Raw genomic sequence first — 24,539 nt, 5'->3', positions numbered from 1 at the left:
CTATACCGTGGGCCGATATTCATCTAGTGATTGTATCGAAATGCAACCGTCGCGAATCAGCTTTATCCATGATCACGCGGCGTTGGCGGGCGCGGGGAACGCTGCGCGGAATCTCTAGCATGGACCACTTTGGCGGATGTCGGTTCATGGGTTGATCACTCCGGGGGGCAACGAGGCGTGAACCGGAGCGGAACTGGTGGATGGAGCGAAGGCAAGAGTTCTGATCTGCGATGATGATCCCTTGTTGCTCGAGCTGATGGAATTCAGGCTGAGGGCGAAAGGATACGAGGTCATCAAGGCGGTGGACGGGGCCGAAGCGCTGGGGAAGGCGGAGCAGGACCGCCCCGACATCATTGTGCTCGACGCGATGATGCCCAAGGCCGACGGCCTTGAGGTGCTGACCCGCATCAAGGGCGACCCGGCTCTATGGGAAACCCCGGTGATCATGCTGACCGCCCGCAAGGCTGAAAGGGACATCGTCTCGGCCCTCGAAAAGGGAGCCGACGACTACCTGGTAAAGCCATTCATCCCCGAGGAGCTTCTGGCCCGGCTCGCGCGTCTGCTTGCGCGCAGAAGCGGGAAGCGCTGATGCGGCGCGGCCGGCGCGCTGCCCTTGCCGCATGCCTGATCCTGGCGATCGCCGCGCCTCCCGGCGCGGCGCTGGCGCAGACGGGGGATGAGCTCTACGCGTCCGGCGTCAAGGCCAGGCAAGCGCAGCATTTCGGCGAGGCGGCGGATCTTTTTCGGCGCGCCCTGGCGCTCAAGCCCGATAATGCCGACGCCCTGGTTCAGCTCGGTTTCGCCGAGCTCGGCCGCGACAATCTGCCGGCGGCGCGCGACGCCTTTTCCAGGGCGCTCTGGCTCGCCCCGACCTACCGGGACGCCAGCTTCGGCATGGCCGAGGTCGAGTTCCGCTCGGGCAATCCGGATGCCGCGCTGCCGCTCGCCGAGAAGGTTGCGCAGGCCGATCCAGGCAATGCCGACGCCGTAGCGCTTGTCGAGAACATCCGCAAGGCGAAGCAGGCCGCCATTGAGGCGAAACGGGCTCCCGCGACTCCGGCGCGGGCAAAGAAACCGGCCAGCCGGCGGCCCGATCCCGTCGCCGGCCTGATGGAGCAGGGCAGGCGCCTGCGGGCGGCGGGAAAGCTGCCCGAGGCGGAGACGGTCTATCGCCAGGCGCTGAGGCTGGCGCCGAAGAACACCGACATCCTGGTCGCCCTTGGCCTTGTCGTCGGCTCCAATCAGCGCTCCGACGAGGCGGAGCAGTTCTTCGACCGCGCGCTTGCAATCAAGCCCGGCCTTCTCGACGCGCGGCTGGGCAAGGTGCGCCTGGCGATCTGGCAGGGCGACGCGCCGCGCGCGCGCGCCCTGGTCGACGGCGTGCTGGCCTCGGCGCCGGACAATGTCGAGGCGCTTGACCTCGATGCAAGAGTTGCCTTGCTCAAGGCCGATTACACACGGGCCGGGCAGTCGTTCCAGCGCGTGCTTGCGCTCGATCCGCGCAATGCCGAAGCGCTGGTCGGGATGGGCGATGTGAGCCGCGCCGAGGGTGACGACGACGCGGCGCGGCAGGCCTACAGGGAAGCGCTCGCCATTGAGCCGGGCTCTCCCGATATCGAGCAAAGGCTGGCCGCGCCGCCGCCGCGCAAATGGCGGCTCGACCTCGGCAGCGAGGTGAGCGATCTCACCAATGGGCTCGGCGACTGGACCGACAGTTCGGCCGGCCTTGCCTATCGGCTGTCGCCGCGCACGACGATTTCAGGCCGCACCCGGCTGGCCACTCGCTTTGGCCACACCGACGTCCAGATCGAGGGCCGCGTCGACCAGGCCTTCTCGCCCGCATTCTCCGCCTATGCGCTGGCCGCGGCGACGCCGGATGCCGATTTCCTGGCGCGCTATTCGATCGGCGCCGGCGCTTCGTGGCAGGTCGTGGCCCCGGCAAAGGCGTTCGGCCCGTTGTCGCTGAACATCGACGCCCGCTATGACAATTTCGCCAACCCCGGCGTCACCAGCATCTCGCCCGGGGTGCAGGGCTATGTCCTCGACGGCCGCCTGGGGCTTTCCGCCCGCTGGGTGCATGCGCAGGACAATATCGGCACGCGCGCGGATGGCTATGTGCTTCGCGCCGACCTTGCGATGACGCCGCGCTTGAACGTGTTCGGCGGCTACGCGGACGCCCCCGAAATCTCCAACGGCACGCTGGTGCCGACGCGCACCGTCTTCGGCGGTATTTCCTGGGACGTCAGCGACCCGCTGACGCTGCGCGCCAGCATCGCGCATGAGCAACGCCCGACATTCGACCGAAGCATATTCGGGCTCGGACTGACCGCGCGGTTCTGACCATGTGGTACATCTGGGACCTGTCCATATTGCTCACCGCTCTTTCCCTGGTAATAATGCTGTTCCTGATCGCGCGCCGCGTGCTGCAGGAGCGCTGGGGCAGGGCTGGGGCCGACCAGCGGCGCCAGCTTCTGACGGCGCTGATCGCCTTCACCGAAAACCGCGACCGCGAGGCCCTGAAGGCAGCGGTGCTCGTGGTCCCGGCGGGCGTGGCGATCAATGCCGGGTTCGAGTTCATTTCGCTGCTGCGCGGCGAGGAGCATGACGACGTCCTTGCCGCCTTCAACGAATGCGGCCTGCCGGCCCTTGTCGGCAGGCAGCTGGAAAAAGGCAACGTGGCCGATCGCATACACGCGGCCGAGATGCTGGCGGCGCTGCGTTCGGAAGGTGCGGTGGCAAGCCTGCTTTCGGCGCTCGACCACGACCGTTCGCGCGAGGTCAGGATCGCCGTCGCCATCGCGCTCTGCGATCTCGGCAGCCTGCCGCCGCTCGGCATTGCGCTGCGCAAGATCGGCGTGGCGGGGCAGCGCTCGCGGCGCCTGATCGAGCTTTTCAGGCGCTTTCCGCCGGCGCGCCTCCACCAGCTCGCGGACCATGCCGCGCGTGTTGACGCCGTGCCCTTCATTCGGGCGGCCGCGATCGACGCGCTTGCCCGCGCCGGCGGCTTTCGCTTCGCCGATTTCTTCGCCCGCCTGGCCGGCGACGCATCGCCCGAGGTTGCCGCCGCGGCGCTGCGCGCGCTCGGCCTCACCGGACACGCCGACGCGCCAGCGATCCTGGCGACCGCGATGGCAAACGGCAACTGGGACGTGCGCAGCGCCGCCGCCGATGCCGCTGGCCGGCTCGGCCTGTCTGAACTCGCCCCGCCACTGGCCAGGCTGATGGACGATGAGGCGTGGAACGTGCGCTATGCCGCCGCCAATGCGCTGCGCTCCTTCGGCCAGCCGGGAGAGCGGCTGCTGCGCGAGATTGCCGACAGCGAGGTCTCGCGCAGCCAGCGCACCGCCTCGCTCGTTCTTGCCGAGGGGCCGGCCTTATGATCGCCGACTGGAGCCACGAGATCGTTCTTGCCGCCACCATCGTGTCTTGGTTCATCATCGGGGCGGGGCTGGCGCAGACGACGATCTATCTCCTGCAGCTCGCCGTCGCAGGCTATGCGCTTTCCAAGCGCCCGCCGGTGGCGCGCTCGGCGCTGCTCTGGCATCGTTATGGCGACGTCGCGCCGCCGATCGCGCTGCTGGTGCCCGCCTATAACGAGGCCTTGAACGTGGTAGAGAGCGTCCATTCCATGCTCGCGCTCCAATATCCCAATTTCGAGGTGATCGTCATCAATGACGGCTCGAAGGACCAGACGCTGCAGCGTCTGATCGAGGCCTTCAGGCTGGTGAACTTCCATCGGCCCTATGAGGAGGCGCTCGCGCACAAGCCGATCCGCGGCCTCTATTCCTCGCCGATGACCGAGCGGCTGTTCGTGGTCGACAAGGAGAATGGCGGCAAGGCCGACGCCCAGAACGCCGGCATCAATGTCTGCCGCGCGCCGCTCTTCTGCGCGATCGACGGCGACTCCATCCTCGAGCCCGATGCGCTGATGCGCGCCGCTCAGCCTTTCATCGACGACCCCGAGCGCACCATCGCCGTCGGCGGCACGATCCGAATCGCCAACGGCTCGAAAATCGAAGCGGGCAGGGTGCGCGAGATCCATCTGCCGCGCCGCCTGCTGCCGCTGCTCCAGGTGGTCGAATATCTGCGCGCCTTCCTCATGGCGCGGCTTGCCTGGAGCCGCATCAACACGCTGATGCTGGTCTCCGGTGCCTTCGGCGTGTTCCGCCGCGCGGAAGTGGTGGCGGTGGGCGGCTTCACCAGAGGTTCGATGGGCGAGGACCTGGACCTCGTCATCAAGCTGCACCGCCATATGCGGGACGCCAGGCGCAAATACCGCATCCAGTTCATTCCCGAACCGGTGTGCTGGACGGAGGCGCCGGAAACGCTGAGCGTTCTGGCAAGGCAGCGCACGCGCTGGCAGCGCGGCGCGCTCGAATGCTTCTTCCGCCACCGCGCCATGCTCTTCAATCCGCGCTATGGCCGCGTCGGCTTCCTCGGCTTCGGCCACATCTTGATTGCCGACGTGCTGGGGCCCCTGGCGGAGGTGCTGGGCTACATCCTGATCCCGGCCTTCTGGCTCCTCGGCATCCTGTCGGCCGAATATCTTTTGGCCTTCACCTCGCTCATCTTCACCTATGGCGTTTGCGTCAGCGTATGCTCCCTCATCCTCGAAGAGGCCGAGCTCCAGCGCTTCCCGCGCGCCCGGGATCTGGCCGTGCTGACGGCGGTCGCCGTGATCGAGAATTTTGGCTATCGCCAGCTCAACAATTTCTGGCGCGTGAGGGGCTGGTGGCAATTCTTGCGGGCAGACCAGAACTGGGGCGAGATGACCAGGACCGGCCTTTCCGGCGCCAAGAAATAGGCATGGCCGGACGCATCATTGCAGCGTCCGCTCGATCTCCGCAACTAGCGCATCGAGCGCGGCTTCGGCCGCCGCTTCATCCCCCTTCTCGATCAGCAGCGTCTCCAGCGCGGACGCCCGCGCGCTGATCTCCGCAAAGCCGAACGTCCCCGCCGCCCCTGCCAGCGAGTGGGCGATCCTGACCAGTGAATCGGCGGGACCCCCGGGCAGGGCACCGCCCTCACGCGCGATGGTCTTCAGCTCCGCGAGTTGATCGTCGCAACGGGCAAGGAAGCGTTGCCGCCAAGGGGCGAAAGGGTCGTTTGAGATGAGGCTGTGCTCCATTCCGGGATATCGAGGGTATTCAAGCAGAAAGTGGCTTGGGTTGAAACGGACTGCTTGTCGCGCATGACCTCTTATGAGGACGATCACGGTAGGCGCTGTTGACGCAAATGCGACTCCGCCAGCCGTGCAATGGCCGGCCGCTTTGCGCCGATTGCACGAACCCGCTTCGCGGGAGGGTCGCTAGCGTTCCTGGCGCCGCTGCGGAAGAAGAACTGGGTCGTCTATGCCAAGCCGCCCTTCGCCGGGCCCGAGGCCGTGCTGGCCTATCTGCGCGTTACACCCATAGCGTCGCAATCTCCAGCGCTGGATGAGGCCGGCGTGACCTTCCGCTACAAGGACTACCGCCGCAACGGGCAAGAACGGTACCGGACCATGACGCCCGATCCCGGCGAGTTCATCCGCCGCTTCCTTCTCTATGTGCTGCCCAGAGGCTTTCACCGCTTCGCCACTATGGGCTGCTTGCCAGCGCCGCCCGGGCGGCAAACATCGCGCGCGCTCAAACTACTCGCAGCGCCCCCGCCCAAGGTCGAACGCGGCAGCTCCGACGATGCCGACGCTGCTCCGACCGATTGGCGGCCGCCATGTCCGTGCTGCGGTGGTCGCATGATCATCATCGAGACGTTCGAGCGTGGCAAAGCCGCCCGCGCGCCGCCATAGGACGTCATGACCGCGAACGGCCCGTCAACACGTCGCAAACCTGCCGAAGAATCTCGCTGTCGGTGGCTGGGCGACGTGCGTCTGACCCCCACGGCGCCAACCACAACGCCGACAACGCTCAATTGCTCCGCTCGTCAATGGCCACGCCTTGGCTAGCTCCAACCGCCCGTCCACCCCGTTGCTCTCACTCGGGCACGCCCATCAGCACTGCCCAGCTGCGCAACGCGAAGTCGTCAAATCCCCATAGGCCAGAAACCGCGTTCCTGATCCCGCGGAATTCTTTCCCTGGAGGCTTCCGGGACGCCGGCCCCGGCGCGCGGCACCGCCCACGGAAAGGCTGGCATCCGAAAACCCTTCACAGAAGCTGTCGATGCTCAGAATCGGCTTCCTCGAAATATTTGGCCTTCAGCCATGTTTTCGATTGCCCGCTCCTGTACTGGCTATCGGCGCGCTTCGAGATGATGCCCTCCAGCCCCATCTTCTCGATGGCGCGGAAGATCGCTACCGCATCGCCCTCGAATGCTCGCTGTACTGGATCTTGCCGACGCCAGGCTGAACCAGTTGCCACAGCACCTGTTGCACTGCAGCAGGGGCAAGGGGGGAAGATTGCGACCGTCGAGATGGAGGATGTCGAACGCGACGAATACCAGCCGGCTCGGCTCCTTCCAGATCGCGGCTTCCAGCGCAGAGAAATCGGGAGCGCTCCGCTCGTCGGTTAAAATGACCTCGCCGTCGAGAATGGCAGCCCGGCATGGCAGCTCGACAGCCAGTACGATGGGCCAGTATTTCGGGGTCCAGTCACGGCCGTTCTTGCTGTACAGAGGCACGCCGCCTTTATCGATGATGATCTGCGTTCGGTAGCCGTCAAGGTTGATCTCGTGAACCCATCCCTCATCTTCGGGCGGCTCCGTGACCCGAGTCGGGACCTGCGGCGGAATGAACTCCAGCTGGCCGCCGTTCACCTTGGCACGCTTACTCAAGACGCCACGTTTGATCGCGTGACGGCTGATCGGCACAGGTAGCCCGACATCCCCCCAACTTGGACGCCTGCCGCCTGTGCCGAGCCCCCGCCGAGCCATTGCGAGCATCTGCGCACGAGGCCGGATTGTCGTTAGCTTCGCATCCAAATACTTATCCTGGTGTACATATTCGCTGTAGGCGCCGCGCTCCTGCATCGTTCGCACTATCGGTGCGGGGCTCCCGCATCGTCCCCGGCTGACCTATACTATCTCGGGTTGCCGCAAGCCCACGCAGTCCCCTGGCAAATTTCGGGACCTGGTTAGTCCATCAAAAGCACCAGAGCGGGATGCAGCTTCTTCAGATTCGGCAATGATTTCGACTGCCAGGGTATGTCGGGCGTTCCACGCACGACGAGTCGAACATCGGGATGCTTGCGCACCTCGATGGTAAATTTCGCCAGCAGGTTGATGCCGGAAGAGTTGAGAAAGTGAAGGTCCTTCAGATTGAGCGTAATGGAAGCGGGATTCGAGGCAAGAACACTGGCCGCCAATGCCGCGATAGGCGCACCGGCGTCGGAACTGGCAAGCCGCATGGCACCATCGAAGAAGATTTCGCTTCCTTCGGTCCATACGCGGTAGTCGTCTGTCTTGATTTCCATGGTCTTGCTTCGTTTCATTTAGTTGTGAATTTGCGAGATCGGAATGGAAGCATATGTCTCCACGCAAATCCGATCGCTTTCATCGGCGGCGCTGAATATCCAAGCCAGGCGTGCGCCGTAGTCGCTCATCAACGTCAACAGTCCAAGTCCGGAGCCTCCTGCGTTGGGGTTGGCGGCATTGGCTTCAATTCGCTGTATCAGCAGGTCCACGGGGTCGCCAACCGTGATGTCCGCCAGGAGACTTTGGAACTCAGACGCATCTTCACCATCGACGTCATTCGACACCTTGAGCTTGAAGCACTCCGAATCCATCGACGCCTCGATCACGATCTCACCCGGTGCGCGAAACTTGACGGCATTTTCGATGAGTTCGTTGACCAGATATCCGATGCTGTGTCGCACTTCCAAGTAGTCATTGCGGGACGACCGGAAGCGCAACGCGAAAAGATCGGCGATGAAATCCGAGGTCGTGGCACAATGACGCCAACTCAAGTCGAGAGGTCCGTCGAACAGCCGCACGCGACTGACGCTCTCTTTCATCCCGATTGCAATGTCAGGGGTACCGAACAGCGTTGTCATTGCTATGTATGCCTTATGATCACGAGGGTGATGTCGTCGTGGATCTTCTGGATCCCGATATGAGCCATCAGATCGTCGATGATGCCGGTCTTGATGTCCTCGGCGCTACTGCCGTGACGTTTTTGCGCGCTCTGGCAGAGGCGCTCGAACCCGAACAGAGTTTTGTCTTGATCCTCGGCCTCGGTCACACCGTCGGTGTGCAGCACGATCACGTCCCCGCTTCCGAACAGGATGTCACGCGTGGCAATGAACTTCGAGATATCATTCTCGAGGCCGACCGGCAGACCCAGATCCATCGTATCGATACGTTCGACGTCTCCGTCCGCACGCACGACGAGAACGTCCTCATGCTGGCCGGATAGCGTTACCCGCTCATCCTCAAAGTCAAGAAAGGCCAGCGAGAGATGCTTGCCGGTGTTCGTCCGCTCGATGTTCTTGTAGATCGCTCTGTTCAGCCGATCCAGAAATTGGTGCGGATCCCCCTCGTTGGTCTCCTGCAGCGCCCGTGCAACGGATTGGACCATCAGCATCAGCACGCCGCTCTCCAGACCATGGCCGGTCACGTCGCCGATGCCGATCTTGACCCGCGACCCGTTCTGCAGGACGTCATAATAGTCACCGCCGACCTCGTCGGCCGGCCGCATGTAGGCCGCTATCTCCAGCCCCGGAATAGCTTCGAGTTCGAATTGTTTCGGCAGGACCATCATCTGGATCTGCCTGGCGACCGCGAGTTCGGCGCCAAGTCGGACGTTCTCGTCCTGCAGCTTTTCGTTGAGTGCGGAAATCTCCTGATTTGCGTCCCCAAGTTCCCTGGTTCGTTCGTCAACGAGTTGCTCGAGGTTTTCCGTGTGAAAGCTGATCTGCTCGGCCATCCGGTTGAAAGCGATTCCCGCCGCTCCAACCTCGTCGCGCGTTGGAATGCTCACGCGGACTGAATAATCTTTGGACTGGAGCCGTTGGGCGGCACTGGCAAGCGCCCTGAGGCCTGCCGTGATCCGCTTCGAAATTCCGAGCACGGCGGCAAAAACTATCAGAAGCGAAACGACGATCGCGGCGATCTGAAAGAGCAGGATACGATTGGTTGCGCGGGAAATACTCCTCTGCGCGGCGAACAGGGACGCATAGATCTCCCGTTCGGGAACGACGATCCCGACCGACATCGTTTCGGACTTGATCGGTCCCGAACTCCACAGATTGGTCGGCTTCAATCTTTTGAGCACAACGATGTAGGGTACGCGTTCGCCCTTGTCGTCGAGCATGATGTGCTGAATAACACCGTCATTGTTCTGGTCGAGAGGCAGCGACGCGATAGCCGGCTGCGTGCTTGCCCGCAGGGACCTCTCGAGGCCGGTGACGCCCTGGGTGCCGGCATCGCTCGATGAAGTCAGGCCGATGATCGCCTGGCCCAACGGATTGATCGCCACCACGTTGCCAGTCGACATCGTGAGAAAGCCGAACCCGGTTTCAGCGATCTTCACACGTTCGACGACTTCTGCGAGTTGATCGAGAGTGATGTCTGCTCCCGCCGTGCCGGCGATACCGGTGCGGTCGCGCGTCCAAAGCGGGTGGAAAAAGCTGACGATCAACTTTCCCGTGATCGCATCGGTGTAAGGCGCTGTCTGGGTGATATCGTCAGGGACCGGACGCGAGGCTGAATCCCTGGCCCATTGCTGCCATGACCCATAGATACCTGGAAAGAAGAATTCCCAGAATTCCGCCTTGTTGTGGCCTGGATAGAGTCGATCGAAGGTCTGTGCCTGGTCCGTATACGGTACAGTCCTGAAGATCGGGCGTTCCTTTGGACCAATATAATACATCTGCAGTTTGGACGACCCGCTGGCCATGAGCGTCGGCGCGACGAGATCCAGCACGGTACTGTCTTCTATTTCCTGCTGAACGCTTGGCAGCGGACTGTGGTCGGCGCCCAGCAGGTAGCCCCAGACGCTGACCACGGAAGGCGCGCCCGGCAGGTTCTGCGCCCAGTCGCCCTTCGCGTCGTAGACGACCTTTACCGAGTCGGGCGCCTCCTGCGAAAGGGTAGCTCCGACCTGTTGCTGCCTGCTTGGGTCGTCGATCTGGGCCTGCAGCACGCCGGCCAGCGCCTTGACGTCCCCATGAACTCGATCGAGCAGCAGATCGACGCTCAGCGCTGTCGAGTCGGCATAGGAACGAATGTATTCCTGGTTTGCGGACGTCAGGCCCTCACCGACTTCCGATGTGGCATCGCGCGACAGCTTTTGAACGTTCCAAAGCGCCAGGCCACCGCTCAAAAGGAGGTCGAACAGTACGGCGCCGCCAACGACCAATACGAATTTCGCTCGAAAGGAGCGCAAGCCGAAGCGCGGTGTAGGCTCATCGTCGGCTATCATTGCGGCCGTCGCCCCGATGCGACCCAGATCGGCCAACCCGCATAACCCTTGGGGTGGAGCGCAGCGAAAACATGATCCTCGAAGCCCTGCCGGAAGCGTGCGACGAACTCCGGTCCATCGCCGCGTCTGGTCGCCATCTCGCCCGCATAGACGTCCGCCCAGGCGGCAATGACATCGGCGAAGTCCTGCGGATCCCCGTCCAGGTTAGTGACCATGAAGGTCTCCACACGGATGTCTTCGAATCCGGCTTCGATCAGGTATAGCCGGCTCTTGGGCCCAAGCTCGACATCCATCTCGAAATGCCCGAACAGCTTCGCCACCTCGTTGTAGGTCCAACGAATGCTTTCGGCGCGCGGCTCGCCCAGGCAATGCGAATTCTTCTCGTTGGTGATATAGACCCGCCCGCCTGGCTTGCATATGCGGTAGAGCTCCTTGAGGATGAGTTCAGGTCGATTGAAGATTTGCAGGGAATGTCGGCAGGTGACCAAGTCGAACTGCGCTTCATCGAGCAGCATCTCCGACGCATCGCCATAGGTATATTCGATCCCTCGGATGTCGAACTCCCGCATCACTTGTCGAGCATAGTTCAGGCTTGATATGGAGTGGTCGAGGGCGACGATCCGCGACGGCTGGAACTCCTTCTGCGCGAGCACGGCGAAATCACCGATCCCGCAACAGATGTCGGCCATGACGATCCCGGGCCTCATGCCGTGTCGCGGCAAGATTGTGCGCTCGTGGCGCCAAGTCATCTTTGTCTGAGTGCGCAGGATGGGTACGAACCCGCCTTCCTCAAGAAAACCCTGCCCCGGATAGAATTCAGTGTCATACTCCTCGACCGTGATGTTCGGTTCGATTCCGCTCAGGCGACCGAATTTTCGCGAGGTCCATCCGACGACGCTTGACGTGATGACCACGAATTTGAGATCGGGTCGAGCGCGACAAGCGTCGATGATGATCCTCGAAAAGCTGTGAAACGCAGCGTTGTTCATCTGCGTCAGGCGCCTGACATTGACGTAGAGAACGCCGCGCACATGGCCGATCGCATCGCGGAGCAATGCTATGCTCGGCCCAAGCTCATCGATCGCCTGAGGCCGGACCACTCCCGAAATGGAGAACTCCTGGTTGTTGGCGTCGTATTGCGCCTTGAAGCGCGGGAGAAGGTCGTAAGGGCTCAATGTTGCAAGCCCTCAAGCGGAAGGTCCACGACAAGCTTGATTGCATCGCCGTCGGCGTCCTCGATCCAGAGTGTCGCGTTGTAGTCAACAGCCAGTTCCAGGAGTACGACCTCGCGGCTGGGCGTGAGATCCCCAGACACCGAATTGAGGTATCGCTCCCTGGCCTCGAACCCTGCGACTTGCGACACGGCTTCTTCGTAGAACTGGCGCTCTTCTGGCAGGCAAGGAAACGTCAACTCGATCCTGTCCGTGGCGCCGTGGCGAGACACCCTGCATGCCAGTTCGCCATCGGCATGGCGCGTACGAAAGGCGACTTCCAGCAATTCGTTGAAGGCAGAGGAAAAGAGATTTGAATGGTGGACCGAGTCTGACCTGTTTTGACTGATCATCCGGGCCACGTATGTCGAGACATAATCGCAATGCTTCCAAGCGGAGACAAACGCTTTGATTTCCATGTCGATCTGGATCATCGGCTCAAAAGTCGGCTCGCCAGCCAGGTCATGATGAACAGGTCCCATCGGCATCCTCACTTGTTCCATCAGTATTGAGCTCTCGCGGGGTGATGGCCTCCGCGATGAAAAATTTCCCGCGCCCGTAATGAGTCAGTCTCGCACCGACTCGAAGAATTGCGCGGTATCTGTCTCGATCGTTCTAGAAATCTCCGCCTCACCGTTAAGAAGGCCGCAAAGGCGCTAGAGCGCTTGTTTTGATTCCTCCATCGCGCGTACCACCCTCAGCGGGGACCGCCTGATGAAACCGCTGATCGCCTCGGCTCCAAGCGGCTTTCCCAGGAAGTTGCCTTGCAGGCAATCGCAATTCTCCTTGATCAGCCACCGTGCCTGTGCCGGGGTCTCGACCCCCTCGGCAGTGACATTTATCCCGAGGCCGTGCGCCAGATTCATGATCGATCGCACGATCGTTTGGCTTTTGAGATCGGTCTCCAAGTCCGCAATAAAGTACTGATCTATCTTCAACGTATCGAAGGGAAAATTTTTAAGGTAGCTCAACGATGAATAGTATGTTCCAAAATCGTCTAGCGATATTCGTATTCCCAAGACATTCAGCGTATTCAATGTGTCTAAATTGTCGATCGTCTTCTCAAGTAGAACCCTCTCGGTTATCTCAAGTTCAAGTCTGTCGGCTTCAATCCCAACTGCGTCGATGACCTGAGCGACGGTGTCCGTCAGCGAACCGCTAAGGAACTGAGCCGGCGACAGGTTCACTGCGACTGTCAGCGAGGAAGGCCACGTCAACGCCTGGCGACAGGCTTCCTCGAGCACCCATCGTCCAATCTCGTCCATCAGACCGTCGGCTTCGGCGATCGGTATGAACACGTTGGGTGGAATGATTCCGACCTCAGGGTGCCGCCACCGCAGCAGCGCTTCGAAACCGGTCACTGACGAGGGAGGCCGAATGAGCGGCTGATACTCCAAATAAAGCTCGCCGCGCTCCAGCGCGGTTCGAAGGCTGCGCCTGAGATTCTCGCGTTGCTCGAGCAAGAGCAGCATCGAACGGTTGAATGTTCGAGCGCAGCCGCGTCCATCTGTCTTGGCCGCGTAAAGAGCAATGTCAGCGGCTTTCATCAACTGTTCGCCATCGGTCCCGTGCTCCGGCCCGAAAGCAATTCCGATACTCGAGCCGACGAACACGGGAATGCCGTTGATGACGAACGGGTCCTTGAACGCGTCGACTAGAGATCCGGCGAGGCGTTCAGCCTCTGCTGGCTGCTCCTTTCCCAATTGGATGACCGCGAACTCATCGCCCGCATACCGGTATGCGGATTCGCCGTCCTGCAGCGCGTCGCGGATACGACCCGCCGCGAGTTGAAGAAGAGTGTCGCCTGCTCCATGGCCGAGCGTGTCGTTGACCGCTTTGAAATCGTCAAGGTCGATTTGCAACAGGGCGGCTTTAGGCTTTGGTCCGCCGAGGGCCGCCAGTGCTTGCTGCAGCCGCTCGCCGAATTGCCGCCGATTCTGCAGTCCGGTCAGCACGTCGTGCGTCGCCTGATGGAGCAGAATTACATGCTCTTGCTCCTCCGCAGCGCTCCGCCCGCCGTGCGCCCTTGATTCGATGATTCCCACACCATTTGCAGTGGCGAAGACGAAAACGGACCGGGGCGCTTCGCCTGATGATGGCGGCAAGTCGATGCGCGCCGGAGAGCCGCCCTGGAACACACGAAGGAAATCGTCGCGATACCTCGCATTGAGAAAGCTCGGGTAGATCTCCCAGATGGCGGCACCCAGCGCCACCGCGCCTCCGTACACGCCCTTGAGCCTGGTTGCGTAGTGCGTCAGGCGGAAGTCGCGGTCATAGATAGACAAAAGTTCGGTCGTGTTCGCCAAAAGGTCAGCGAGAACCCCATCGCCGCCACGTAGAGCATCGCTCGAGGAAGGCCCCTCACTCACCGTGCCGACGCCTGATGCCTTTGGGCGCAAGAGCCACCTCCATAGGCGGTGCAAATTCGCGCCCCCAGTCCAGAAATAGCATAACTGTCAACCTTAGCAAACTTTCAACTCGAAGTCTTAACAAGCGCGGCATGCAGCGTAATTGCAATGTACGCTCCGCCGTGATTGGCGGCAAATTATCGGTAACGGCGAACAGTCACAGTTCGTTAATAAATCGTGAATTGGCGGGAATCAGCTATGTGATTGATGGCGCGGTGGTCGCGACACGAAGATATTGTGCGGCGTGGCCTTCCCCGCTGTTTTGAGCCCGCTCCATCAGCATCGCCGATCCTGTACTCAGCTTCCGAGCGCTTTGAGCCAATCTTCAAAGGAAGAGGCCTTCTCCTGTCCGGCAAGCGAAACAGAGTTGGCGGGGCGCGGCAACACCACAGTGCTGCGGCCTTCGCGGGGGCTGTAACCGAATTCCTTGCTGAATGCCCGGCTGAAATTAGCCGCTGAACTAAACCCGAAGGCTTCAGCAATTTCAACAATGCGCCGGCTGTCCGCCGGATCGCTTAGCGCAATATGGGCTGCTAGAAGGCGGCGACTTTGTATGTAATGGAGAACACCGCCGCTTGGTTCGAACAACTGATAGAGACGAGAGCGCGAGACGCCGAGCGCCCGGCACATTGAATCCGGTGTCAAATGAGCCGCATCCAGATTGTGGTGGACGTATCGACGCGCTCGCTCCATTAGCGCGACACTCGTCAATAGTTCGGCGGCCGCAACCTGTTCCGCCGGAGGCCCGAGGCAGGCAATGATCATGCTGCGTGTTGCGTGCACGATGCGGGGCAGATCGTCAGCCGTGAGGCTGCGCAGGCTTGCTTCGATGCTGTTGACGTAGTCGAGCAACAGGTTGGCAAAGTTGCCGGACAGAATTGAATTGTTCTTGGCGTCCAGGGTTGCCGCCGCATCGGCGAACAAATCGCGCGGCAAATAGACCAAGAGACTTTCGGAGTCCGTTGTCCTCCCGCGAAACGGGTAGCCAAGCGATCTGATCTCCAATTTACCCGGCTGGTTCTCCGCTACACGGCGATCGACCTCCGTCCACGACCGGCCAGTACGTGGCAAGGCGATATACCAGTGATCGATCGAGCTGGACCGAAGCTTCGCGGCAGAACGCATATAACTATGTGCCGGTGCGCGCTGTTGAACGATCAGCATGCCGTCGAGGTTCCAAGCCGTGTGGTCGGCGGGAAAGCCATCGTCGAGCGATTTGTCATCCGGCAACCTGACCTCGACGAGCGGTGCCATATGCGCCTGCCAAGCGGCGAATTGATCCTCTGGCGCCAGTTCGAGCGTTGAAAAGGGCAAAGGTTCGAGCGCCGGCGCAAGTGAAGGGGCACCCTCATTGTAAGGTTGAGCTTCGCGCGGCCAACGACGTCGATCACGCTCCAGCGCCTGCCTCGCAAGCGCCTCCTCTTGCCTTTTAGCATCCATCGCGTGGTGTCATATCCGATTCGGGTATGCCCATGCCCCTCTCAATCATGTGGTGTACCTCAGGCATCTGGCAAGACTGGCCGACTCGAGGCGACTGAAACGGCGATCACGCTGGATTACAGTCAGAAATGCATGCCGAGATAAGTTTCTGGATGCGAAGCTAACGACACTCTTCAACCTGGTGCGTATAGAATCGGGCATCATGAAAGCGTAGTTGAGGGGTCCGCTGAAATGAACACAAAGCTCAACAGCGAAGATCGTCGCAAGATAATTCTGGATGGATACGGTAACAACGAGCCGTTGAAAAATATTGCGGCAAAGGTCGGATGCTCACTAGCGAGTTTGAAAGTCGCCGCCAGAAAACTCGGTTGCACTCGAACTCCGAAAGAGGCAGCCGAATTTCGGCGCGGATTTCACGTCCCGGAAAACAAGCGGCAGGATTACTATAGACTCATGATTACCGGACAATATAGATCCCGTGAGTGTGCACTTATGCTAGGATTAATAAAGGAGCAATCAGGGACCAAGTAAATTTATTCCTAGTCACTGCAGATGACACTGTCATTTTGACAGCCACCGCTTCAGCGGTTCATCAGCAAAAAGCCCGCCGCAAGCACGGTAGCGGGCCCTGAAAGGTTCGCACAAATGCTGCCTCCGTATTTCAATCGCACCTGCCTCAGCCCTCATGATCTGGCTATTTGCGAACGCGTGTTCGATCAGGTCTGCGCGGATGAGCATCTCGACCCTTTGGACCCGGCGGCCGAAATCTTGACAGTAATGGTCGTGGCCATTTTTCGAAATGCTCACACCAGCGAGCGCGAACTACTTGCGGCTGTCAAGTCTCATCGGCAAAAGGCTGCGGGAAGGCGCGTCGCATGAATCCGTTCAGTCGCGACGCGCTGTTGCCAAGACACCGGACTTGAAAACCGCCGCGGGCACGGGTTCACAGTGGTTTCAATACTACTCCTTGCAGCGGTTGATATTTGCTTCGGAAGATCGTTTTTGGTGCAAGCGGACCTTGCTGTCGCGGAAGTCTCGATTGCTGCCATCTTGGCGCAAGCGAGTGCGCCGATAGTTTCGCGGCTATCACCTAAGTCCCTATTCGCTCGCGTCCGTCTCGCTTTCGTCACGATCAAGCACCGGCAAATATGAGCTCGTTTCCAGACATTCTCGCAGAATGGTCTCACGATCTAAAGGAGGTACAAATTCACACGGCAAGGCGGGCCGACCGGTGATGAACATCAGCCGAGCCTATCGGCTCACGCCACTCTGCAGCCAGAGAGTTGCATTTACGCTCTTCAACATCGTTAAAAACGTACGGAGGCTTCCCGAGACTCGGCTGCCCGCGGCGCGCATGGTCAGGGGCAGGGAGGAATAGACCATGCGCGAATTGCCCAACACCATCGACGCAGACGTTCTGATCGAAATCGGCAGGCTTTTAGATGACCGAGCGAAGTCGACGCCCGTGCCGGTCCACAAGCTTGCATCGTTAATGCGGCAGCGTTCAAACGCCAGCCTTCCGGTTGAATCGATGGAAGAGTTGATCGTGAAGATGGCCATGACGCGGCAATTGCCAATGATCTTCGATTTGCCTGACATTGACACGGACGATGTGATCTCGATTGCCTTGGCACGCGCGTCTTGAGACTTGCCCTCGAGCGCAAGTTCTGTTGCTCCACCAGAAGCAGCAGGTGCTGCGGTTCGGCATGACGAAACCTGGCCCAGATAGCGTGCATCGCCTTGCGCCGAGCTGGTGAAGTGGAATGGGCTGTGGGTGCGTCCCTTTACGAGCCGGTGAACGTCTACAAACCTCAGGGACCCGATATCGGCGTCGTTGACGATCCGTTTGAGTATTTGACGGTAGCAGGAATAAAACTTCCGCTGCCATTCACCACTCGGATGACGGTGGTGCGCCTATCGAACGGCGATCTGTTCCTTCATTCGCCCATCATCGCGAGCAGCATCGCTCCGGGATGATGGTCCGGGCATCTGATGCCTTCGCGCTCATCACACGCGGTCAGTACGCGGGCTTGGCGACCCAACCGGTGAAAGGCGGCGAAGTCCTAATTGCCATGCAACGCGACGGGCAGTCCAAGGTCGCCGACGCGCTGTCGAAGGGCGCTCAGTTTCAGCTGTACCTAGCCCTGAGGCTCGCAGGCTACTACGAGTTTGCGCGGCTTAGGCCCTCCGTGCCCTTTATCCCCGATGCTACAATGGAGATCTTCGACCACGTCCGATCCGAGGAGGTCTTCAAACTGTTTGGTGAGATGGCATGTGCCGGTCAGGTGATCTACCTCACGCATCACCAACACCTGTGCGAGATCGCCAAGGCAGTTATTCCCAGCGTTACGATCCATGAACTCGGATAATTGTGCGTTTTCCGTTGATGCAAATGACCGCCTTGGGATCGATCCAAGCGTCCAACGCCCATGTCATGGGCGGCCGCAACGGATCGGCTCACGACCTTGTGTGCGTGCAGCACAACATCGCGAGTTGGTGCATGTTGGCCTCAAGGTGACAGCTGAAAACCTGGACCAGTGAATGTTCGCCATTTGTGCTCGCAAAGTCGCATCAAGGGGCAGTGTGGAGTTGTGAGGGAAATCTCCAGAAACAGGAACTCAGCCCCATTCACGGCCTCAACTCTGACAGATAAGCCTATGCCGTCAGTTCCATGTGACATGAATTGCCATCAACGCGCTTTCATGCTTGCTGGGCCGATGTCTCGTCCTCGCTTGCTGCCCGAAAAGAGTTTTCCGACCTATGCGTACCTGCCTGGCAAACATCCGCATCCGGTACGTGATCCCTTGGGCCATAGCTACCGAAACGATCCCGTGACCGTCGCCCCTGCGGAAGCACTAGGCTCGGATGTCTTTCGATGGGGAATCGACCTTTTCAACCACGGCTATTACTGGGAAGCCCATGAGGCTTGGGAGCCTCTTTGGCACGCTGCGAAACGAAGCACGCAGCACCGCCTGTTCTTCAAGGGACTGATCCTGCTGGCCGCGGCCGGGGTAAAAATCCGCGAGGGAAAGCGGGTCGCTGCCGTACGCCATGCGACAAGAGCTGCCGCGCTTTTTCGTCAGGTGGTGACGGTGCCGAGCCGGCTCTTTGAGACCGCACTCGGGATGACACCTGCCGCGCTTGCAGAATATGCCGAAGCGGCCGTAACTTCCCGGGTTGTTTTGCCAGAGCCAAAGCCTGACCAGCCTGAGCCCGTTTTCGATTTTATTCTCGCACCAAAATTCGAGAGTGTCTGATCGGGAACCCTTGGTACCGTTCAACCCAGCTTCGCCGTGGGAAGCAGGCGTTGATAGTAATCCTGGTTAAAAGCCGCTCACCACGGCACGCAGCGCCGTAAAGCAACAAGCGCTGGGTCGGCTGCGGAGTCTTGACTTCAGGCGAGGCATACCAAGCTTTAGATCCCGCATGGGCACCGCGAGGCGAGAGGATAAAAGCCAAGGCGCCGAACGACCATTGGAATCGTGACCTTCCTGGCGGCGCTGCGCCACGACCGTGTCGATGCACCATCGCTCATCGACGGACCGATCAACGGCGAGAGGTTCAAAAATCTATGACGACAAAGTTCTCGTCCCACCCTCAAGCCCGGCGACATTGTCGTCATGGATCATGCCTCGGCAGGCGAAAAGTTCAGCGGGTTAACGCTGGGATAAAGAGGATGGTGCGTCGCACAAAAATATTGCAATGCACTACAAATGCCGTAACGTCAGTTTCGTAGATGAATGAGACGGCTTTTGTGAAGGGCCGCCCGCTGAAAAGGATGGAAACTATGGCCAAGACCGCTGACACCGTTGAAAATTCCGAATTCCCGACCTTCGACCCGTCGATGGCTACCGACCAGATCCGCGCTGTCGCCGAAAAGGGCCTCGAGCAGTCGAAAGAAGCCTATGCGAAATTTGCCTCAGGCACCGAGACGACCCAGAAGGCGCTGCAGTCGAGCCTCGAAACCTCCAAGACCGTCGGCAACGAGCTGTCGCTGAAGACAATTGCTGCTCTGCGCGCCAATGCCGAAGCCGGCTTCTCGCACCTCGAAGCCCTGGTTGCCGTGAGGGCGCCCTCCGAGTTCCTCGAGCTGCAGGCTGCCTTCTTGCGCAAGCAGGTCGAACTGACCGTAGACCAGGCCAAGGAATTTCAGGCCGTGACGACCAAGGCTGCCGAAGATATATCCAAGCCAATCAAGGATGTCTTTGAAAAGGCGATGAAGGATCTCAAGGTCGCCTGATTGAGTCTAGGCGCTCGGAGATACCCGCAAAACGACGCCCTTCTCCAGCCGCCTTTTTCTTTTGGGCTGACCGGCTAGGTGTCTCTTAGGTCAGCTTTGGAAGGCGGGCCTCGGTTTTTTGATCGCTGGTCGTCTAGCGACGCGTTCATGTCTCTGATGGCATCGATAATTTGCTCCAAGGCTATTCCGAGCTGACTTTGAGCGCGGACTGGCTCGCGCGGCGGAGCTTGCCGTCCAGGGCAACACCTATATGCGCGAGATAGCCGAGAACGATCCGGAGCTTAAGCGCGCTATCGAGGCGGCAGAGCAGACCCGAGAGGGGCCGGCAGAAGTGCAGGGCAAAACCCCTGCAAATGTCGATGCCGTGACCGAACAGCAGCGAGATCGTCGCCCCGAGGAGGCCGAGCGCCGGCCGGACGAACCGTCCGAGCAGGCTCACGAACTGGGTCGACCGTAGATGCTACAAATCGGCTGCAGGATAAGTTAAACAGCGACAAGGAGGCCGCACAACGCGGCAGCGAAACGACGCGGACCGATCCGGCGCAACAGCATATCCGTCGCCTCGAGGAGTTGGAGCGCGACGAACTATAAAGAAGGGAACGCGACCGCGACGACCGGGTCCGTTAGAGGACCACGTTCAATCGACAGGTTTACGTTTACCAGAGCAACGACCCGAAAGGTGACGAGGGGTTTGGCAAGCTATCTGTTTCGTTTTTTTCCTGGGCGCACTGCAGGTTGCTTAGGAAACGGTGTCTGGCTGGTACCAAAATTTCATGCAGTGGAGCAGCGAAATGGAGTGCGCCCCTGAAGGTGGACAGATATCAGGCTGCTGATTTGCCAGTCTGCCGGATGTGTTGATCCTCGAACTGCTGCGGGCTCAGATATCCGAGCGCCGAATGGAGCCTGCGTTTGTTGTAGACCTCCTCGATGAAGCGGGGAAGGTGATCAATGACGTCGTCGAAGGTTTCGAAGGCCATCGGGTAGACCGCCTCGACCTTCAGCGTCTTCATGAAGCTCTCCGCCTTGGCGTTGTCGTAAGGATTGCCTCTGCGGCCCATCGAGCCCGTCAGGCCGTTTGTTTCCAGCGCTTCGCGGTAAATCTGCGCAGCGTATTGGGAGCCCCGATCGGAATGATGAATGCAGCCGGACGGCGGCTGGCGCCGTTCAATGGCCGCCTTCAAGGCTGCCATCGTCAGCCGCGCATCGATCGATCGGCCACTGGCGTAGCCGGCGATCATGCGCGACCAGGCGTCGAGAATGACTGCGACGTAGACGAAGCGGGTCGGCAGCGCGACATAGGTTATGTCGGAGACCCAGAGCTGGTTCGGGCCGGTTGCAACGATGTCCCTGGCCAGGTTGGGGAAGATCGGGCCATCATGATCGCTGTCGGTGCTGGCCACGAAGCGCCGCCTGATCCTGGGCTGCAGATCATGCTCGTGCATCAGGCGCCGGATCTTCTTGTGGTTCACGACGAGGCCTTGCTGACGCAGCGCAGCGCCGACACGGCGATAACCGTAGAACTCGAACTCGTCGCTGATCGAGAACATTGCCTCGACGATCGCGGTGTCGTCGGCCGCGTTCTCCAGGGGATCGTAGTAGGTGGAGCGCGCGATTCCCATCAACCGGCATCCTTCGGCAACGCTGATGCCGCAGGGCCTGTGATGACGGATGTAGTCCCGCTTCTCGGCCGCGGTGCGTTTCTCAGAGCCCCCTTTAGAAACTCAGTTCCAGAGCCTGCTTACCGACCAACCGATCGAGCGCTGCGATCCGGGCTTCGTATTCCTGGATCAGGTCAGCGGCTTGCGCATCATCGTCGAACGCTCCTTGCTCATATTTGCGCACCCAGATGCGGATCAGGTTGCGCGAGACATCGTGATGCTTAGCCAAGCCGTGCAGCGTCTCGCCGGCGATGAACTCCTGCGCGACCTGGCGTTTGAACTCGATGCTGTGACTGCGGTGCTTTGCCATGGGTTCTCTCTCCGAAAACCCGGAAGGCTGGTCAATCCACACATCCCGATCTGTCCACCCTCAGGGGCGCACTCCAAAATGCCGGCTTTTTTGGCCGGCTTTTGGCCGTTCTGATAGTTGCGGGCCTGCGCCACTCAAGTCTTATGCAAGGATAAGAAAATGGCAGACGAACCGAACCGGAATCCGACTGCTGATGAAATAGCCGGCATGCAGTGGTGGAATTCACTTACCGAGACTGAGCGCGCGGACTGGCTGGCCCGGGCGGATTCGGCAGTGCCTGCCGAGGCTTGGGCAGCATATAAACGTCAAGGAACGCTCGATCTACAACCTCCTGGCGGGATCCACTAGAGCGGCTGATAGTCGCTCGCGGGAAGGTGGCCGGCGCCGTTTGGGGGGCGTTGGGGTAGATTTGCCTGTTAGGCGCCGGCCAGGCGGGATTGGGGTCTCCCGCCGCAGGAAGAAGCTAACAGAGGCAAGTGAAGTGGGTATGGCGTGATCGCGGAAGGTGGCCCGGAGCACGGCACCGGCCTCTCCGGAAATCGCTTGCTAGTAGCGCCAACCTTGCTTGAATTCGTCGATGAACCATCGCTCGACGTCGTCCCGCACCGAAGTACTGCTTCGGAATTTCAAGTGGCCCGGCGACTTCTGCTCAAGCCAAGAAAAGAAATCGGAAAATCTTGGATTCTCTGGCTGATGAGGAAGCCCGCGCTCTTCAGCCCATTTTGTGCAAAAGTAGCGAACACCCTGTTCTGCTTCATCCCTAGTCATGACGGGTGATCACCCAAAGGCAAGTCTTCTGTTCCGACACAAAAGCAAGGCGCCGACGACGCTGGTGCGTTCGAACGGCAGCGTGCTAGCCATCCGCGTCGCCACGTCCCGCCGATCAATTTGAGACGGCAATTGAGACCGACAACCCGCCAAGCTTTACGGCCAAAGGAAAGTCGGCGGCCCATCTTTCAATGAGCATTGCCTGAACCCACCGACCTGCGGATTGCCAGTGGCCCCGCGATTCGCAGCTTTGCCGGAACAGAGGCGTGCCGTCTAGCAATGTAGGCGTGTACCGTTCCAGGTGCGGAAGTTTTCGAGACTTCTGCCTTAAACCCTCTCAGCCATTGCTCCAGATGTGATGTTTTCATGCCATCCTGCGTCACGCGCCAGCGCTCGCGTTGCGCAGCACGAGTGATCTAGGTTAGAGATAGCCCGACGGCTCCTTACGAAAGGTCGCCGCGGATAACCCGAACGTTCAGCTGCCTCAACGCCGGCACGAGTTCGGCATGCCGTTCGAGCGCCGTGGCCCGTCGGGCCTTGAGCCTGCCCTCAACGGCGCGGTCGTAGACCGCCACGCATTCCGCTCCGGTCAGCCGCGAATTGTAGAGGATCCCGTCAACTGCGAACCCGTTAAAGAGAGCCTGGCTCAGCTTCCGGCCTTCCTCCTGTTGTTTGGCACGTGCAGCGTCGGTGCTGATCCCAAGCCGCAGCAGGCCGGTGGTCCGGACGTCGATCACCGTCAGGGGCGACGTAGCAGAGACTTCGGACACGGCCCAGCCAGCGATTTCCGAGAGATGCAGCATGCGGTAAGATTTTCCCTCGAACCGGTCGCGAATAATCGTCTCGGCGATCGCCGTCGCCAGGTCGCGAGCAATGTAGAGGACCATGAAGGACCGGTCGGGGCTTGCGAAGCGCGATTGTCCGAACCCCATGCCCAATGGAGTAGCTGCGTACTCCTGTCGCATTGCCCGCAGGTAGTGTTGCGGCTGGAACCTGATTGCCAGGTCCGCGACGACTTCGGCGTCAAGCTCCACGATCAGCCGAAATCGAACTCGGCGTCAGCGACGACCTCATCGATGCGCCCAGCCTTGAGTCGGTCGAGCGGAGTTTCGCCGGTGTCGCTCACATGCTGCTGGGTCAGCCACAGCCACGTCGCACGAGGATTCCCGATGATCTTCGTGATCCGGGCCATGTCCTCAACAGGACGACCGTCGACGAATTGGGCGAGCGGAAATACGTGCTTCCGCTCGCCCTTGAGCAGTCCGATCACGGCTCCGCGCCTTTGCCAATCGTGCAGGGTCGAACGCTTCGTCCCGAACATCTTTTCGATCTCGCCGGGACCGGCGACAGGACCAGCCCAATCCTCAAGGCGTGTCGGCGTTGCATATTCAGCGAGGCGCAGCCGGCCCTCTTCAAGATCAAAGACCTTCCCGCGGCCTGCGCCCTGGCTGACCTCCACGGGCTTTTCGACCTCTACTGGAGCAAGTATCTTACTGGGTCGGGCGAGCTCCGTAACCACATTCTCCACTGCTCTCGCCAGTGCCTGTTCGTGCGCAGCGATCTGGCGCTGCTCGGCAGGGGACAGACGAGACGTTACCGCCGTCAGGGCGGCGACCGCCTTGCCGGCGGCTTTCAGAGCGGACTTGGATATTCCTGGATGGCGTCGCGATAACACATCGAGAATGTCAGCGACCGTCTCACGATCGACCTTTGCATCTGCGCGAACTGCCGAGTTGCGAGCGTTCATAATGACCACCATTGGCACCATATTTCTCGCCCTAGATAGTACGGATTGTCCGAAATGTCCAGATTGTAGTCTGGCAAATTTGCATCTGTTGCTGGTGATCTGGACCCATTCCGGACCTTCCTGACGCCGGATCGCTTTCCCGAAAGGCGGCGTCCACAGAACCAACGCTCATGACCCGAAAAGGACCTCTGACCATCGCATGGCGAATGACCGCTTCGCGCCTGATGTCGGTAGTTGAGCAGGCCATAGGCGCATCCCAAAAGCGGACATCGCGGGCGACAATGCTGGAGGTCATGGCCGCGGCAGGGAACTAACCCGCTCGCGCGGGAGGGCGCGGGTTTCGAGGCTGACGCTTCGTCGGCAGCGCCGGTGAGGCTGTATTTGATCAGAGGTGACAGGCGGCCAT

General features: G+C 60.4%; 25 protein-coding genes and 2 pseudogenes. 13 read left to right on the top strand and 14 right to left on the bottom strand.

Features of this window, described 5'->3' with window-relative positions:
* The first annotated feature begins 196 nt into the window (after nucleotides 1-196).
* The 4 genes from NKI18_RS28185 to NKI18_RS28170 are packed head-to-tail and all read left to right on the top strand — an operon-like array spanning nucleotide 197 to nucleotide 4,804.
* Complete coding sequence (locus NKI18_RS28185; RefSeq protein ID WP_352621297.1) at nucleotides 197-589, top strand: response regulator transcription factor; 393 nt, start codon at nucleotides 197-199, stop codon at nucleotides 587-589.
* Entirely contained in the window at nucleotides 589-2,340 is a 1,752-nt protein-coding gene (locus tag NKI18_RS28180; RefSeq protein WP_352621296.1) for a YaiO family outer membrane beta-barrel protein, read from the top strand. The genes NKI18_RS28185 and NKI18_RS28180 overlap by 1 nt, the downstream gene beginning before the upstream one ends.
* Before the next feature lie 2 nt (nucleotides 2,341-2,342).
* Entirely contained in the window at nucleotides 2,343-3,380 is a 1,038-nt protein-coding gene (locus NKI18_RS28175; RefSeq protein WP_352621295.1) for a HEAT repeat domain-containing protein, read from the top strand.
* Nucleotides 3,377-4,804: a glycosyltransferase family 2 protein gene (locus tag NKI18_RS28170; RefSeq protein WP_352621293.1), complete on the top strand. Its 1,428-nt coding sequence runs from the start codon at nucleotides 3,377-3,379 to the stop codon at nucleotides 4,802-4,804. Before NKI18_RS28175 ends, NKI18_RS28170 begins: the two co-directional genes overlap by 4 nt.
* Nucleotides 4,805-4,819: 15 nt before the next feature.
* On the opposite strand, the gene NKI18_RS28165 is transcribed toward NKI18_RS28170, so the two are convergent.
* Nucleotides 4,820-5,128, bottom strand: coding sequence for an Hpt domain-containing protein (locus tag NKI18_RS28165; RefSeq protein ID WP_352621292.1), 309 nt, complete (start codon nucleotides 5,126-5,128; stop codon nucleotides 4,820-4,822).
* 129 nt (nucleotides 5,129-5,257) lie between these two features.
* Here NKI18_RS28165 and NKI18_RS28160 point away from each other — a divergent pair, with 129 nt between their 5' ends.
* On the top strand, nucleotides 5,258-5,785 hold the full coding sequence (locus tag NKI18_RS28160; RefSeq protein ID WP_352621291.1) for a transposase: 528 nt from the start codon (nucleotides 5,258-5,260) through the stop codon (nucleotides 5,783-5,785).
* A 440-nt stretch (nucleotides 5,786-6,225) separates the two neighbouring features.
* On the opposite strand, the gene NKI18_RS28155 is transcribed toward NKI18_RS28160, so the two are convergent.
* From NKI18_RS28155 to NKI18_RS28120, 8 genes are all read right to left on the bottom strand, one after another.
* Nucleotides 6,226-6,960 carry an ATP-dependent DNA ligase gene (locus NKI18_RS28155; protein WP_352621289.1) on the bottom strand — a complete coding sequence of 245 codons (735 nt, stop codon included), beginning with the start codon at nucleotides 6,958-6,960 and terminating at the stop codon, nucleotides 6,226-6,228.
* Between the two features lie 104 nt (nucleotides 6,961-7,064).
* Nucleotides 7,065-7,403, bottom strand: coding sequence for a slr1659 superfamily regulator (locus NKI18_RS28150; protein WP_352621288.1), 339 nt, complete (start codon nucleotides 7,401-7,403; stop codon nucleotides 7,065-7,067).
* Nucleotides 7,404-7,421: 18 nt separating this feature from the next.
* Nucleotides 7,422-7,982 carry a slr1658 superfamily regulator gene (locus tag NKI18_RS28145; RefSeq protein ID WP_352621286.1) on the bottom strand — a complete coding sequence of 187 codons (561 nt, stop codon included), beginning with the start codon at nucleotides 7,980-7,982 and terminating at the stop codon, nucleotides 7,422-7,424.
* A gap of 2 nt (nucleotides 7,983-7,984) precedes the next feature.
* Complete coding sequence (locus NKI18_RS28140; RefSeq protein WP_352621284.1) at nucleotides 7,985-10,351, bottom strand: SpoIIE family protein phosphatase; 2,367 nt, start codon at nucleotides 10,349-10,351, stop codon at nucleotides 7,985-7,987.
* A complete protein-coding gene (locus tag NKI18_RS28135; RefSeq protein ID WP_353021337.1) occupies nucleotides 10,348-11,526 on the bottom strand; it encodes a class I SAM-dependent methyltransferase in 1,179 nt (392 codons plus the stop codon). The genes NKI18_RS28140 and NKI18_RS28135 overlap by 4 nt, the downstream gene beginning before the upstream one ends.
* Nucleotides 11,523-12,044, bottom strand: coding sequence for a ubiquinone biosynthesis methyltransferase UbiE (locus NKI18_RS28130; RefSeq protein ID WP_502900780.1), 522 nt, complete (start codon nucleotides 12,042-12,044; stop codon nucleotides 11,523-11,525). Before NKI18_RS28130 ends, NKI18_RS28135 begins: the two co-directional genes overlap by 4 nt.
* 174 nt (nucleotides 12,045-12,218) lie before the next feature.
* Nucleotides 12,219-13,868 carry a putative bifunctional diguanylate cyclase/phosphodiesterase gene (locus NKI18_RS28125; RefSeq protein WP_502900779.1) on the bottom strand — a complete coding sequence of 550 codons (1,650 nt, stop codon included), beginning with the start codon at nucleotides 13,866-13,868 and terminating at the stop codon, nucleotides 12,219-12,221.
* Between the two features lie 399 nt (nucleotides 13,869-14,267).
* A complete protein-coding gene (locus NKI18_RS28120) occupies nucleotides 14,268-15,410 on the bottom strand; it encodes a helix-turn-helix domain-containing protein (RefSeq protein WP_352621281.1) in 1,143 nt (380 codons plus the stop codon).
* 1,381 nt (nucleotides 15,411-16,791) lie between these two features.
* On the opposite strand from NKI18_RS28120, the gene NKI18_RS28115 reads away from it, so the two are divergent.
* From NKI18_RS28115 to NKI18_RS28090, 6 genes and pseudogenes are all read left to right on the top strand, one after another.
* Nucleotides 16,792-17,055, top strand: a complete 264-nt coding sequence (locus NKI18_RS28115; protein ID WP_352621280.1) for a hypothetical protein — start codon at nucleotides 16,792-16,794, stop codon at nucleotides 17,053-17,055.
* A gap of 125 nt (nucleotides 17,056-17,180) precedes the next feature.
* Nucleotides 17,181-17,387 carry a hypothetical protein gene (locus NKI18_RS28110; RefSeq protein WP_352621279.1) on the top strand — a complete coding sequence of 69 codons (207 nt, stop codon included), beginning with the start codon at nucleotides 17,181-17,183 and terminating at the stop codon, nucleotides 17,385-17,387.
* A pseudogene (locus NKI18_RS28105) lies at nucleotides 17,360-17,779 on the top strand (ATP-binding protein); the annotation flags it as partial. The gene NKI18_RS28110 and the pseudogene NKI18_RS28105, both read left to right, overlap by 28 nt.
* A gap of 363 nt (nucleotides 17,780-18,142) precedes the next feature.
* The gene (locus NKI18_RS28100) at nucleotides 18,143-18,667 is read left to right on the top strand and encodes a DUF309 domain-containing protein (protein ID WP_352621277.1); all 525 of its coding nucleotides are present in this window, start codon (nucleotides 18,143-18,145) and stop codon (nucleotides 18,665-18,667) included.
* A gap of 170 nt (nucleotides 18,668-18,837) precedes the next feature.
* A pseudogene (locus NKI18_RS33460) lies at nucleotides 18,838-19,086 on the top strand (IS630 family transposase); the annotation flags it as partial.
* A gap of 102 nt (nucleotides 19,087-19,188) precedes the next feature.
* Entirely contained in the window at nucleotides 19,189-19,650 is a 462-nt protein-coding gene (locus tag NKI18_RS28090; protein WP_352621310.1) for a phasin, read from the top strand.
* 181 nt (nucleotides 19,651-19,831) lie between these two features.
* Here NKI18_RS28090 and NKI18_RS28085 read toward each other — a convergent pair whose 3' ends face one another.
* The 3 genes from NKI18_RS28085 to NKI18_RS28075 form a co-directional block, all read right to left on the bottom strand.
* Nucleotides 19,832-20,089: a hypothetical protein gene (locus NKI18_RS28085; protein WP_352621275.1), complete on the bottom strand. Its 258-nt coding sequence runs from the start codon at nucleotides 20,087-20,089 to the stop codon at nucleotides 19,832-19,834.
* A gap of 382 nt (nucleotides 20,090-20,471) precedes the next feature.
* Nucleotides 20,472-21,296: an IS3 family transposase gene (locus NKI18_RS28080; protein WP_352621308.1), complete on the bottom strand. Its 825-nt coding sequence runs from the start codon at nucleotides 21,294-21,296 to the stop codon at nucleotides 20,472-20,474.
* Nucleotides 21,297-21,363: 67 nt separating this feature from the next.
* Nucleotides 21,364-21,618: a transposase gene (locus NKI18_RS28075; protein WP_352621273.1), complete on the bottom strand. Its 255-nt coding sequence runs from the start codon at nucleotides 21,616-21,618 to the stop codon at nucleotides 21,364-21,366.
* Nucleotides 21,619-21,777: 159 nt separating this feature from the next.
* Between NKI18_RS28075 and NKI18_RS28070 the strand changes: the two genes are divergently transcribed.
* On the top strand, nucleotides 21,778-21,966 hold the full coding sequence (locus NKI18_RS28070) for a hypothetical protein (RefSeq protein WP_352509702.1): 189 nt from the start codon (nucleotides 21,778-21,780) through the stop codon (nucleotides 21,964-21,966).
* Between the two features lie 144 nt (nucleotides 21,967-22,110).
* The gene (locus NKI18_RS28065; protein ID WP_352621272.1) at nucleotides 22,111-22,395 is read left to right on the top strand and encodes a hypothetical protein; all 285 of its coding nucleotides are present in this window, start codon (nucleotides 22,111-22,113) and stop codon (nucleotides 22,393-22,395) included.
* A 434-nt stretch (nucleotides 22,396-22,829) separates the two neighbouring features.
* Here NKI18_RS28065 and NKI18_RS28060 read toward each other — a convergent pair whose 3' ends face one another.
* Both NKI18_RS28060 and NKI18_RS28055 read right to left on the bottom strand, forming a co-directional pair.
* Nucleotides 22,830-23,420 (bottom strand): RES family NAD+ phosphorylase, encoded by a 591-nt coding sequence (locus NKI18_RS28060; RefSeq protein ID WP_352621270.1) that lies wholly within the window; start codon nucleotides 23,418-23,420, stop codon nucleotides 22,830-22,832.
* Between the two features lie 2 nt (nucleotides 23,421-23,422).
* The gene (locus NKI18_RS28055) at nucleotides 23,423-24,133 is read right to left on the bottom strand and encodes an antitoxin Xre/MbcA/ParS-like domain-containing protein (RefSeq protein WP_352453832.1); all 711 of its coding nucleotides are present in this window, start codon (nucleotides 24,131-24,133) and stop codon (nucleotides 23,423-23,425) included.
* Nucleotides 24,134-24,539: the final 406 nt, after the last annotated feature.

It is taken from the genome of Mesorhizobium sp. M0800 (genome assembly GCF_040320095.1).
Taxonomy (GTDB): domain Bacteria; phylum Pseudomonadota; class Alphaproteobacteria; order Rhizobiales; family Rhizobiaceae; genus Mesorhizobium.
This window is presented reverse-complemented; position numbering and strand designations above follow the sequence as displayed.

Excerpts from the sequence above, each read along its gene's own strand:
- NKI18_RS28180 (WP_352621296.1), top strand. The coding sequence starts at position 589 with ATGCGGCGCGGCCGGCGCGCTGCCCTTGCCGCATGCCTGATCCTGGCG.
- NKI18_RS28175 (WP_352621295.1), top strand. The coding sequence starts at position 2,343 with ATGTGGTACATCTGGGACCTGTCCATATTGCTCACCGCTCTTTCCCTG.
- NKI18_RS28170 (WP_352621293.1), top strand. The coding sequence starts at position 3,377 with ATGATCGCCGACTGGAGCCACGAGATCGTTCTTGCCGCCACCATCGTG.
- NKI18_RS28165 (WP_352621292.1), bottom strand. The coding sequence starts at position 5,128 with ATGGAGCACAGCCTCATCTCAAACGACCCTTTCGCCCCTTGGCGGCAA.
- NKI18_RS28160 (WP_352621291.1), top strand. The coding sequence starts at position 5,258 with ATGGCCGGCCGCTTTGCGCCGATTGCACGAACCCGCTTCGCGGGAGGG.
- NKI18_RS28155 (WP_352621289.1), bottom strand. The coding sequence starts at position 6,960 with ATGCAGGAGCGCGGCGCCTACAGCGAATATGTACACCAGGATAAGTAT.
- NKI18_RS28150 (WP_352621288.1), bottom strand. The coding sequence starts at position 7,403 with ATGGAAATCAAGACAGACGACTACCGCGTATGGACCGAAGGAAGCGAA.
- NKI18_RS28145 (WP_352621286.1), bottom strand. The coding sequence starts at position 7,982 with ATGACAACGCTGTTCGGTACCCCTGACATTGCAATCGGGATGAAAGAG.
- NKI18_RS28140 (WP_352621284.1), bottom strand. The coding sequence starts at position 10,351 with ATGATAGCCGACGATGAGCCTACACCGCGCTTCGGCTTGCGCTCCTTT.
- NKI18_RS28130 (WP_502900780.1), bottom strand. The coding sequence starts at position 12,044 with ATGGGACCTGTTCATCATGACCTGGCTGGCGAGCCGACTTTTGAGCCG.
- NKI18_RS28120 (WP_352621281.1), bottom strand. The coding sequence starts at position 15,410 with ATGGATGCTAAAAGGCAAGAGGAGGCGCTTGCGAGGCAGGCGCTGGAG.
- NKI18_RS28115 (WP_352621280.1), top strand. The coding sequence starts at position 16,792 with ATGCGCGAATTGCCCAACACCATCGACGCAGACGTTCTGATCGAAATC.
- NKI18_RS28090 (WP_352621310.1), top strand. The coding sequence starts at position 19,189 with ATGGAAACTATGGCCAAGACCGCTGACACCGTTGAAAATTCCGAATTC.
- NKI18_RS28075 (WP_352621273.1), bottom strand. The coding sequence starts at position 21,618 with ATGGCAAAGCACCGCAGTCACAGCATCGAGTTCAAACGCCAGGTCGCG.
- NKI18_RS28070 (WP_352509702.1), top strand. The coding sequence starts at position 21,778 with ATGGCAGACGAACCGAACCGGAATCCGACTGCTGATGAAATAGCCGGC.
- NKI18_RS28055 (WP_352453832.1), bottom strand. The coding sequence starts at position 24,133 with ATGAACGCTCGCAACTCGGCAGTTCGCGCAGATGCAAAGGTCGATCGT.